This window comes from Kribbella sp. NBC_01505 (assembly GCF_045040285.1).
GTDB lineage: Bacteria > Actinomycetota > Actinomycetes > Propionibacteriales > Kribbellaceae > Kribbella.
Genome location: NZ_CP109425.1, coordinates 5,831,308 through 5,842,583 on the forward strand (window position 1 = coordinate 5,831,308; position 11,276 = coordinate 5,842,583).

Consider the following 11,276-nt stretch of genomic DNA (forward strand, 5'->3'; position numbering starts at 1 on the left):
CAGCGCGACTCTAAGGTCCGGGAATGCTTCCTGGGAAGCGTTTGTCCCGACTTTGTTGGGGCAACCGCCGAATTCAAGGGTCAGCCGGGCAGCGGCACTGCACCGGCGCGGTCGGCCGACGGCGGTACGCCGAACATCCGCCGGTACTCACGGCTGAACTGGGACAGCGACTGGTAGCCGACCTCGTGACCGATCCGGGCGATCTCGGTCCGGGTCGAGAGCAGCGCGAGCCGGGCACGCTGCAGCCGGAGCGCCTTCTGGTACTGCAGCGGGCTCAGCTGAGTCACCGCCCGGAAGTGCCGGTTGAGCGTGGAGACGCCCGCCCCGACCCCCGCGGCGAGCTCATCGACCCGGAGCGGCTGGTCCACGTTCTGCTGGATCCACCGCACGGCCGCGGCGACGAGCGTCGTACCGGACTCGGTGTCGCCCAGTTGCCGCACCAGCGACTGCTGCGAACCGGTCAGCAGCCACCAATGGATCTCCCGGATGATGCCGGGCGCCAGCACGCGGTAGTCGGCCGGGCGACGATGCAGCCGCAGCAGCCGGGTGATCGCATCGAGCAAGTGGTCATCGGCGGTGCTGACCGCGAGGCCCGGTACGGCGCGGGCCGGCGACCGGCGGAATTCGGCCGGCCCCTCGAGCAGCAGCTCGGCGACCAGCGCGGGCCGCAACGGCATCCCGAACCCGACGAACGGCGTCTCGTCCGAGGCCTCGGTGACCCGCCCGATCATCGGCAGGTCGACAGTCACAATCAGGAACTGACCAGCCCGGTAGTCGTAGATCTGGTCCCCGACAGTCGACTGCTTGGCACCTTGCAGCACGAAGGCCACCGTCGGATTGGTCGTCGAGCCCATCGACTCGGTGGTCCGCGAGTTCTGGACGAGGATCATCCCGTCGACCTCGATCCGCCGATCGGGGGCGCCGGTCATCGAGAGCACGAGGTCCCGTAGCGAAGTCAAGGCGTCCACGTTTCCAGTAAACCTCGCCTTGCCCGATCCGGGCCGGACCGGAGCGGATCAGGCAAGAAGCCGGTCGGATCGAGCTACGGAAACCGCCGCCGCGGGCGAAGACTCGAAGACATGACCACCTTGGATTCCTATCTCACTGTTCCCGGTTCGGGACTGCGGATCAGCCCGGCGACGCTGGGCACCATGACGTTCGGCGAGGACCACGGCTGGGGTGCCTCGGTCGCGGACTCGGAGCGGATGCTCGACGAGTACGTCGACGCCGGCGGCAACTCGATCGACACCGCGAACATCTACACGAACGGCCACTCCGAAGTCATCATCGGCGACTGGCTGACCGCCCACCCCGGGCTGCGCGACCGGCTCGTCCTCGCGTCGAAGTTCTTCGTCAACCTGCACCCAGGGGACCCGAACGGCGGCGGCGCCGGCCGGAAGGCGATCCTGCACCAGGTCGAGGACTCGCTCCGCCGCCTTCGCACCGACTACCTGGACCTCTACTGGCTGCACAACTTCGACCCGGCCACCCCACGCGAGGAGACGCTGCGCGCGCTCGACGACCTGGTGCGCGCCGGCAAGGTCCGGTACGTCGGGTTCTCGGACGTACCGGCGTGGGCCACGGCCGAGTCGATCGTGCTGGCCCGGTCGCACGGCTGGGCACCGGTGATCGCGATCCAGGCCGAGTACTCGCTGCTGGAGCGGACCGCGGAAGGCGAGCTGCTGCCGATGGCCCGGGCGCTGGGCGCCGGCGTACTGCCGTGGTCGCCGCTCAAGGGCGGTTGGCTGTCCGGCAAGTTCCGGACCGGGGCGAGCGAGCCAGAGGACACGGTTCGAAGCCAGGACCGCCGGCCACCGCTGTCGGCGTACCCGGTGCTGGACGCGGTGCACGCGATTGCCGAGGACCTGGGTACGACGCCCGCCGAGGTCGCGCTCGCCTGGGTGCGCGGGACGCCCGGGGTGACGTCCACGATCCTGGGCGCCCGGCGGCCCGAACAGCTCCGTGCGAACCTGCGGTCCCTCACCGTCGAGTTGCCCGCCGATGCTCGCGCGCGGCTGGACGACCTTTCCGCTCCGCAGCTGAACTTCCCGGCCGAGAACAATGCCGAGCTGGCGCCGATGCTGCAATTCGCCGGTGCGACCGTCGACGGGGTCGCGCATTCCCTTTATCCGTCGCTGGCCGCGGCCGAACGGTATTGATTCTCATTCGAGGGTTTGAAAAGGGCCGGAAATCATGGGGATTTCCCCCATCCCGCTGCCCGGAGATCGGTGTTCTACTGAGGCTCGCGGTGGGCCCGCCGTTTCCTTGCAGTTGCCGCCCGAAGAAGAGGGGAAACCGTCATGGACAAGGTCGAGACCAAGCCGGAACCGCGCAAGATCATGGTGCGCCGGCTCGAGAAGCTGGAGACCACCGCGGTCATCGTCACCGACCCCGGCTGCCGTAACGAGCTCTGCGGCTAGTCGACAGCATTTCACTGCGGACCGGGACGTGGCGCGACCACGTCCCGGTTCGCGCTTCCGGGGAGGGGCTCGATGGATCGACCGCGGGTGAAACCTATCCACAAACCGACGCGACTCACGCCGACGCTCGTCTCGGTCGGCGGCCGGCAGCAGGGGATCGGCGCCGAGATCGACGACGAGGACGGCATGGTCTGGCGGTTGCTGGGCCTGATGGACGGCAGCCGGACCCGCGCCGAGATCGTTTCGGCCTTGTGTGCCTCGCATTCCGGCCTCGCCGCGGACGAGGCGGCCGAAGCGCTGCAGGTGATCATCGATGCCGGGTACGTCGAGGACGCCGCCGCGCCACCACCCGGCAGTCTGAGCCCGGAGGAGATCGACCGCTACGACCGCGCCCTCACGTACTACGCCTGGGTCGACCTCACCCCGCGCCCCTCCCGGTACGACGTCCAAGCCCGGTTGAAGGCGAGCAAAGTCGTCGTACTGGGTCTTGGTGGCACTGGGTCGGCAGTCGCCGCCTCGCTGGTCGCCGCCGGCGTGGGAACCGTGCACTGCGCCGACTTCGACGTGATCGAGGCCGGCAATCTGACCCGCCAGTTGCTCTACACCGAGGACGATCTGGGCAAGCCGAAGATCCCGGTGGCAGTCGAGCGTTTGAGCAAGATCAACAAGCATGCCGTGGTCACCGGCGAGGAGATCAAGGTCGATTCGACCGACGCGGTCGCCTACCTGATGGAACAGGCCGACCTGATGATCCTCTGCGCCGACCAGCCGATGCACACGATCCGCGAGTGGACCAACGAGGCCGCGCTCCGGACCGGGACGCCGTGGATGCTCGCCCAGTACGCCGGTCCGATGGCTGTCGTCGGCCTCTTCGTTCCTGGCGAGACCTGCTGTCCGGATTGCTTGCCGAGTGTTCGCGACCGGTTGCGTGACCAGCATGGTCAGGAGCCTGAGGACCTGTTCCCGTTCACCGGTCATGCGGTGATCGCGCCGACCGCCAACCTGACCGGCCACCTCGCCGCGCTGGATGCGGTCTACCACCTCGGCGGGATCCCGACCACGACCCGCGGCCTGATGTTCCACCTCAGCCTGACCGATCTGACCTATCACTACACCGTCCGCCCGACGCCCGGCCGCACCTGCCCGACCTGCGGGTGGACATGAGCCAGACCCTGAACCTGGCCCACGTCGTCATCCGCCAGGAGGCCGAGGACGAGTACGTCGTCGGTGATCCGGCCAGCGGAAACTTCGTCGTCGTACCGGAGATCGGGGCCCGGCTGGTCGAGCTGTTCATGGCCGGCCACACCGTCGAGGAGGCCGCGACCGAAATCGAGCGCGCGACGGGTGAGCCGATCGACGCGGCGGACTTCGCCGAGATCCTGATCGAGGCCGGCATCGTCCGATCCCCCGAAGAGTCCCATCATTGGTCGATCTCGCGGATCCCGGCCCGCTGGGTGCGCCCGTTCTTCGGCCCGACCGCCTGGATCGTGTACGGCGCTTGCCTGGCCGCGACGCTGGTGATGTTCGTGATCGAGCCGGCGCTGCGACCGACGTACGAGGACACGTTCGTCTTCCCGGACATCGTGCTCAGTCTGCTGGTGACCAACGTGGTCGTTGTCGCGTTGACCTTCCTGCACGAGAGCTGGCATGCGTTCGCAGGCGCGGCCGTCGGCGTGCCGTCTCGGCTCAGGCTGGAGCGCCGCGGCATCTTTCCCGTGCTCGAAACCGACCTGTCCGGTCTGTGGGCGCTGCCGCCGGGCAAGCGCTACGGCCCGTTCCTGGCCGGGATGGCGATCGACAGCGTCGTACTGTTCCTTGCCGTCGCACCCCGCTACGCCTGGTCGCGCGGCTGGATCGATCTCTCGCCGATGCTGATCCGCATCCTCGCCATGGTCGTGCTGAGCCAGGTCGCCAAGCTCGCCTTCCAGACCCTGGCCTATCTCCGCACCGACATGTACCTGGTGATGGCCACCGCCACCGGCTGCGGCAACCTGCATCAGGTCACGCGGCTGTCGCTGAAACGCCTGGTACGCCGCCTCACTCCGGCCGAGCTGAATGTGCTGAGTACCGCCCACGAGCGCGATCTCCGGGTGGCCCGTTGGTACCGGCTGCTGTACATCACTGGGCTGATCTGGATGGTTTGGTTCGCCATCCACTTCCTCGTGCCGAGCGCGAAAGTCACCTTCGGCTGGGCGTTCGGCGTACTGCTGCAGGCCCCGCCCTTCAGCCTGTACTGGTGTGAAGGCCTGATCCTGCTCGCGTTCACGTCCCTGAACGTCTTCCTGCCGCTGGGCGTCTGGATCCGCAACCGCCGGAGGGCGGCAGCATGAAGAAGCGCACCGGCCTGATCGTCGGCATCCTCGTCACCACCCTGAGCGTTCTCACTATGTCCAGCTTCGCCTTCGGCGTTCTGCTGGGGCAGTTCAACGACCGCAAAGCCCTGTCCTGCAACGAGGTTCCCGGCACTCCGCAAGCGTTCGAGGGCAACCGGCACCTCGCCTACCAGAACGCCCCGCACGACCCCTACAAGACCACGCCACCCACCTCAGGCCCGCACTCGCCCCGAGTTGTGATCCCCGGCATCTATCGGGCCCCGATTCCGCCCGAACTCCAGGTTCACATCCTTGAACACGGCCACGTCCTCCTCCAGTACGCCGCGTCCACCTCGCCGGCCGACATCGACCGGCTGGAGCGCCTCGGCCGCAAACACCCTCGGGACGTAATCGTTGCGCCGTACCCGGAACTGTCCACCGGCATCGCCCTCACCGCCTGGCAACGTCTCGAAAAACTGGATGCCGTCGACAACGACCGCATCGAGTCGTTCGTCACCAAGGTCGCCGGCCGCTACAACCACCAATGGCGCAACGGAGCCACCGACTGCGTCACCCCGTGAGCTCGGCCAACTGCTTGCGCAGTGAGCCCACGCGGCTCGGCAGGAACTTCTCGGCGATCTCCAGGGCCTGCGTGAGGTATTCGGTGGCGGTGTCCAGGTCTCCGATCGCGGCGGCAACCGACGCGAGGCCTTCCCGGGACTCGACCAGGTGCGCGTTGTCGTCGTACTCGATCGCCTCTTCCAGAACCTGGTGGAATTGCTCGCGGGCTGCGTCGTGGTCGCCGACCGCGAGCAGGCTGTTGCCGAGCTCCAGCCGCGCCGCCCACTGCGCGGATATGACACCGCTGTCGCGGCCGGCCTGCAGCGCGCGGCGAGCGGTGCCGACCGCAAGCACTAGCTCGCCTTGCTGCCGGTGGGCAGCTGCGAGTGTGGCCAGCGCGAAGCTTGTGCAATAGGAGTCGCCCAGCTCGGTGGCCATCTCGAGGCTGGCCCTCGATGCGTCGAGCGCGTCGGCGGTCCGTCCGAGTCCGCGGTAGCAGTAAGACAGGGTGCTGTAGGTACCGGCAGTCATCCGGCTCGGATCGAATCGGCGGTAGAACACAATGGCCCGCTCGATAATGGGCACCGCCTTCTCGAACTCCTGCTCGTTGGCATACAGCAGGCCGCCGAACGCGAGGCTGTCGCCGACCAAGCGGTCGTTGCCGGCCAGCTCTGCCAGTCGCGCGGCCTCCTGCAGTGTCGGGAGCGCTTCGCCGAAGGGGTCGATCGGTATCAGTGCCTGTCCGAGGGAACAGGTGATCTTGGCTCGCAGCAGCAGCTCACCATCCGGCGGAAGGGTCGCGAGGGCCTGCTTGAGACGATCCGCGGCGGCCCGGCTGCCCTGCCGGGCGCGAATAATGCGGCCGGTCGCATACAGGACGCGCGCCTGGATCTCCCGATCACCTGTCTGCTCCGCTGCTGCCAGTGCGAGATCAAGGCCCCGGTACAGCTGGTGGACCTTGCCGCGAGCCTGCAGGTACTCGGTCGAGACCAGCACCAGTCGCCAGGTGTAGTGATGCCGCCCGGTCCTGGCGGCCAGCTCGGTCGCGGCGGTCAGGTTGTCAGCCTCGGCGTCGGCCCAAGCCACCGCCTCATCCCGAGTCTCGAGCGTTGGCGTCGCATGCTCGGATTCCGGGTCGCGCTCGAGGTATCGCGCTCCAACCTGCAGTCTCCGTGGATGGATAGCGGCTTGGATGTAGTACTCGAGTAGGCGGTCGGTGGCAGCGTCCCGGGATTCGGCTGACTCGGCGGATTGCGCCAGCTCACTCGCGTACTCACGGAGCAGATCGTGGAACTGATACCGGCCCGGTCGCGGCTGCAGCAGCAGATTGGCGTCGACGAGCGACTCGGCCAGGTCCGATGCATCGTCCGGCTCACAGTCGAGCAGCGCGGCCGCGCCGTACTGGTCGAGGTCGCGGCCCGGGAGGAGGCTGAGCAGCCGGAAACAGGACTGTTGCTCCGGACTCAGTTGCTCGTAGGAGAGCTCGAAGGCGGCCGTCACGCCGACTCCGTCGACGGTGAGCTCGGACAAACGGCGACCGGCCCGGTCGAGGCGATCGTTGATGTGGGCAATGGTCCAGGACTTGCGGTGCCGGAGCCGGGCACCGGCGATGCGCAGGGCGAGCGGCAGATGGCCGCACCGCTCGATCAGGCCGTTGCCAGCAGCAACATCTGTGACCGACCGGTTGTCGCCGATCAGCTCGGCCAGCAGCGCCGCGGCGTCCGACGCTGTGAGCAGGTCGAGGTGCAGCCGCTCCCGGACATCCAGCCCGGTCAGCTGGTTACGGCTGGTGATCAGTACGCCGCAGGTCGGTGAGCCCGGCAGTAGTGGAGCGACGGTGCCGCTGTCCGGTGCGTTGTCCAGAACGATCAGGAGCCGGCGCCCGGCAACCGTCGTCCGCCACAACGCACGCGCCTCCTCGAAGTCCTGCGGGATCTTCTTGGGTACGACGCCCGCGCCGACGAGAAGGTGGTCGAGGGCCGCCTTGGCGTCGCGGGGCGACTGCTCCGGGGTATGGCCGTGCAGGTCCACGAACAGGACACCATCGGGGTACTGCCCCGCCAACCGACGAGCGATGTGTACGGCGAGCGCGGTCTTGCCGACGCCGCCCATCCCGTCGATGGCGACGACCGGCGGAGCCGAAGCCCCAGTGCCGGCGAGCACCCGCGTGAGCTGGGCCAGTTCGGCCTCCCGCCCGACGAAGGTCGAGCCGGCGTACGGAAGCTCGTCGCGAACCGACTCGGCGGCCTCGTTGCGCAGGATCGTCCGGTGCACCTCCCGGAGCGCCGCGCCCGGCTCCACACCGAGCTGGTCGATCAGGATGTCGCGCGTGCGGGTATACAGCTCCAGAGCCTCCGCCTGCCGGCCGTCGGCGGCCAGCGCGCGCATCAGCTGACCGGCGAGCCGTTCGTCGAACGGCTTGGCAGTGACGACCGGGACCAGCTCGGCAACGAGTTCGGAACTGCGGCCGCGTTCGAGATCCAGGTCTACCCGGTCGCCGAACACCTTGTCCCGGCGCTCCGCGAGCCGATGCCGCTGCGCCTCGAGATACCGACCCGCAAGCCCGGCGAACGGCTCACCGCGAAACAGCCCGAGCGCCCGCGCGTACTCACCCGCCGCGGCCTCGAGATCGCCGTTCGCCCGATGCACCTGAGCCTGAGCAGCCGCAGCCTCGAAGTCGCTGACATCCAGCGCACCTTCCGCCAGCCGCAAGATGTAGCCGTCCGACGTCCGCCCCAACACATCCTCCGGCAACGCCTGCCGCAGCCGATAGATGTACGGCGGCACAACCTTCAGCCCGGTCCCCGGCGGATTGTCCTGCCAAACGGCATCCAGCAGCTCCTCCGGCGTACAAACCTGATTGGCGCGCAACGCAAGCACAGCCAGCAAAGTCTGATTCCGATGCGCCCCCACAGCCACCGGCTCGCCCTCCCACAAAACCCGCAGCGGCCCAAGCACCTCAACCCGCAGCGCCCCAGTCACCACCCCAGTCTGCCTCACCCAGTCAGCACATCGAGCTGAGCACGCAAGGAAGCGACCCGACCGGGGAGGAACTCGTCGGCGAGGCTCATCGCCTGGCTGAGGTACGCCGCGGACGCCTGCCGATCGCCGCCCGCAGCTGCGTGGCTCGCCAGGGTCTCCCAGGCCTCGACCATGTAGAAGTTGTCCTGGACCGCGCCAGCTTCTTCGAGCACCGCCTGGCAGAGGGCGAAAGCATCGTCCAGATCGCCGGCGGCGACCAGGCTCCTGGCCAGCTCGAGGCTGGACTCCCAATGGGGCACCTGCATGCCGAGTGCGTCGCCCGCGGCGATCGCTCGACGGTGAACATCGACGGCGCGGTCGATGTCTCCGCGCTGCCGGTGCGCGGAACCGAGCGCGACCAACGCCATCGTCACACTGAAGGCATTGCCGAGTTCGACGGCGAGATCGAGTGCTGCGGTGGCCGAGTCGAGGGCTTCGTCGGTCCGGCCGAGATGCCGGCAGCTGTGCGAAAGTGAGCTCAGAACATCAGCGGTGAGCCCGGTTGGACCGAACCGCTGGTAGACCGCGATCGCCTCTCTCAGGGTGTCGATCGCGGCCTCGTAGTCGGCTTCGTTGGCGAGCAGGATCCCGATGTAGGCCAGGCTCTGCGCGAGCAGGCGGTCGTGCCCGAGTTCGTGCGCGACTCGCACGGCCTCCTGCAGTGCGGGAAGTGCCGCACCGTAGGGATCGTTCGATTGCAGGGCTTGTCCGAGCCCGGCGAAGATCTGACCGCGCAGCAGCCGATCACCATCGTCAGGCAGCACCTGCAGAGCCTGCTGGAGACGGTCGGCCGCGGCACGGAACCCGTGGTGTTCGCGAATGACTCGTCCGGTGGCGTGCAGCACCCGGGCCTCGGTCTCGGGATCGGCCAGCTCGCGTGCGGCCTCCAAGGCGAGCTCCAGGGCGTGATCCCGCTGCTGGATCATTCCGCGGAACGACAGGTACTCGATCGACAGCAGCGTCAACTGCCAGGTCTGCCGGCGCCTTCCGGTGCTTGCTGCCCGCTCGATCGCAGCGACCAGGTTGTCGGCTTCGGCATCTGCCCAGGCTTTGGCCTTGTCCCGGGTGTCGATCACGGGAAGCGCGCAGGTGGGGGGTGACTCGACCTCGACATATCGCCCGCCAACATGGAATGCCCTCGGATGGATACTCGCGTGCAGGTAGTACTCGAGGAGCCGGTCGGTAGCGGCTTCCAACGACTCGGGAGAATCGGTGGCTTCGGCGAGTTCGGTGGCATAGGCACGGATGAGGTCGTGGAACTCGTACCGGCCCGGCATCGGCTGGAGCAGCAGGTTGGCGTCGACGAGGGACTCGGCCAGGTCGGACGCGTCGTCCGGAGATCGGTCGAGCAGGGCTGCGGCGCCGTACTGGTCGAGGTCTCGGCCGGGTAGCAGGCTGAGCAGGCGGAAGAGCTGTTGCTGGTCGGCGTCCAGCTGGCCGTAGGAGAGCTGGAATGCGGTGATGACTCCCAGCCCGTCGGCGGTGAGTTCCGCCAGGCGACGGCCGGTCCGGTCGAGGCGCTTGTTGATGTGGGCGATGCTCCAGGTCGGCCGGTGGCGGAGGCGTGCGCCGGCGATCCGGATCGCCAGCGGGAGCCGGCCGCAGGCGTCGACCAAGTGGTTGCTGCCAGCAACATCTGCGGCAGTGCGCTCCGCACCCACGAGCCGAGCCAGCAATGCGGCCGCGTCCTCGGACCGGAGCAGGCCGAGGTGCAGGCGGTGGCCGGTGTCCAGGCCGGTGAGCTGGTTGCGGCTGGTGACGAGCACTCCGCAGGTCGGCGACCCGGGCAGGAGTCTGGCCACGGTGGTGCTGGTCGCGGCATTGTCGAGGACGACGAGCAGGCGCTGCCCCGCGACCGTCGTACGCCACAGGATCTGTGCCTCTTCGAGACTGTGCGGAATCGAGCCGGCCCCGACGCCCGCGCCGACGAGCAGATGGTCCAGTGCCGACTTCGTAGCGCGTGGTTGCCGGCCCGGTGTGTGGCCGTGCAGGTCGACGAACAGGATCCCGTCCGGGTACCGCCCCGCGAGCCGGCGTGCGGCGTACACCGCGAGCGCGGTCTTCCCGGTGCCGGGCATTCCGTCGATGGTGACGACCGGTGGTGCGGTTGCTCCGGTCGTGATCAGTGCCCGGTCCAGTCGCTCGAGTTCGACCTGCCGTCCCACGAAGACCGCACCGGCATACGGGAGCTCGTCTCGAACCGACTCGGTGGCCTCGTTGCGCAGAATGGTCCGGTGCACCTCGCGTAAGGCCGGTCCCGGCTCCACACCCAGCTGGTCGATCAGGGTGTCGCGGGCGCGGGTGTAGACCTCGAGAGCTTCAGCCTGTCGGCCGTCCGCGGACAGGGCCCGCATCAACTGCCCGGCGAGACGTTCGTCGAAGGGCCTGGCAGCGACGGCGGGGACGAGCTCGGCGACGAGGTCGGCGGCACGGTCGCGGTCCAGATCCACATCCACCCGGTCCGCGAAAACCTTGTCGCGGCGTTCGGTGAGTCGCCGGCGCTGGGCGGCGAGGTAGGGGCCGGGGAGGCCGCTGAGCGGCTCACCCCGGCAGAGCGTCAAAGCTTGGTTGTACGCCGACGCCGCCGCGTCCAGCTCGCCGTTGTCGCGGAGGGCGCTCGCGCGGGCGGCCAACGTCTCGAACTCGGTGACGTCGAGGGAGCCCGGCGGCAGCCGAAGGATGTACCCGTCGGACGTCCGGTCGAGGATGTCGATCGGCAGCGAACGCCGGAGGCGATAGATGTAGGGAGGCAGCACCTTCAGCCCGGAACCCGGTGGCTTGTCATGCCAAACGAGGTCCAGCAGCTCCTCCGACGGACAGACCTGATTTGCCCGCAACGCCAGCACAGCCAGCAAAGTCTGCATCTGATGCGCACCGACCCCAACCGGCTCGCCCTCCCACAAAACCCGCAGCGGCCCAAGCACCTCAACCCGCAGCGCCCCAGTCACCACCCCAGTCTGCC

The 11,276-nt window shown here is 68.3% G+C and carries 7 protein-coding genes; 4 read left to right on the forward strand and 3 right to left on the reverse strand.

The genetic code is table 11. The features are described from left to right. Positions 1–80 precede the first annotated feature (80 nt). Positions 81–968, reverse strand: a complete 888-nt coding sequence (locus OG474_RS27580; RefSeq protein WP_405056486.1) for an AraC family transcriptional regulator N-terminal domain-containing protein — start codon at positions 966–968, stop codon at positions 81–83. Between the two features lie 111 nt (positions 969–1,079). Here OG474_RS27580 and OG474_RS27585 point away from each other — a divergent pair, with 111 nt between their 5' ends. The 4 genes from OG474_RS27585 (at position 1,080) to OG474_RS27600 (ending at position 5,313) form a co-directional block, all read left to right on the forward strand. Then, positions 1,080–2,159, forward strand: coding sequence for an aldo/keto reductase (locus tag OG474_RS27585; protein WP_405056487.1), 1,080 nt, complete (start codon positions 1,080–1,082; stop codon positions 2,157–2,159). 333 nt (positions 2,160–2,492) lie between these two features. Continuing rightward, positions 2,493–3,584, forward strand: coding sequence for a HesA/MoeB/ThiF family protein (locus OG474_RS27590; protein ID WP_405056488.1), 1,092 nt, complete (start codon positions 2,493–2,495; stop codon positions 3,582–3,584). Continuing rightward, positions 3,581–4,750: a hypothetical protein gene (locus tag OG474_RS27595; RefSeq protein WP_405056489.1), complete on the forward strand. Its 1,170-nt coding sequence runs from the start codon at positions 3,581–3,583 to the stop codon at positions 4,748–4,750. The genes OG474_RS27590 and OG474_RS27595 overlap by 4 nt, the downstream gene beginning before the upstream one ends. Next, a complete protein-coding gene (locus tag OG474_RS27600) occupies positions 4,747–5,313 on the forward strand; it encodes a DUF3105 domain-containing protein (RefSeq protein ID WP_405056490.1) in 567 nt (188 codons plus the stop codon). Before OG474_RS27595 ends, OG474_RS27600 begins: the two co-directional genes overlap by 4 nt. On the opposite strand, the gene OG474_RS27605 is transcribed toward OG474_RS27600, so the two are convergent. Together OG474_RS27605 and OG474_RS27610 are read right to left on the reverse strand one after the other, a co-directional pair. After that, positions 5,303–8,275, reverse strand: coding sequence for a BTAD domain-containing putative transcriptional regulator (locus tag OG474_RS27605; protein WP_405056491.1), 2,973 nt, complete (start codon positions 8,273–8,275; stop codon positions 5,303–5,305). The genes OG474_RS27600 and OG474_RS27605 overlap by 11 nt on opposite strands. 14 nt (positions 8,276–8,289) lie before the next feature. After that, positions 8,290–11,262 carry a BTAD domain-containing putative transcriptional regulator gene (locus tag OG474_RS27610; RefSeq protein WP_405056492.1) on the reverse strand — a complete coding sequence of 991 codons (2,973 nt, stop codon included), beginning with the start codon at positions 11,260–11,262 and terminating at the stop codon, positions 8,290–8,292. Positions 11,263–11,276 lie beyond the last annotated feature (14 nt).

Coding starts and splice junctions, on each gene's coding strand:
- OG474_RS27585 (WP_405056487.1), top strand. CDS start 1,080: ATGACCACCTTGGATTCCTATCTCACTGTTCCCGGTTCGGGACTGCGG.
- OG474_RS27590 (WP_405056488.1), top strand. CDS start 2,493: ATGGATCGACCGCGGGTGAAACCTATCCACAAACCGACGCGACTCACG.
- OG474_RS27595 (WP_405056489.1), top strand. CDS start 3,581: ATGAGCCAGACCCTGAACCTGGCCCACGTCGTCATCCGCCAGGAGGCC.
- OG474_RS27600 (WP_405056490.1), top strand. CDS start 4,747: ATGAAGAAGCGCACCGGCCTGATCGTCGGCATCCTCGTCACCACCCTG.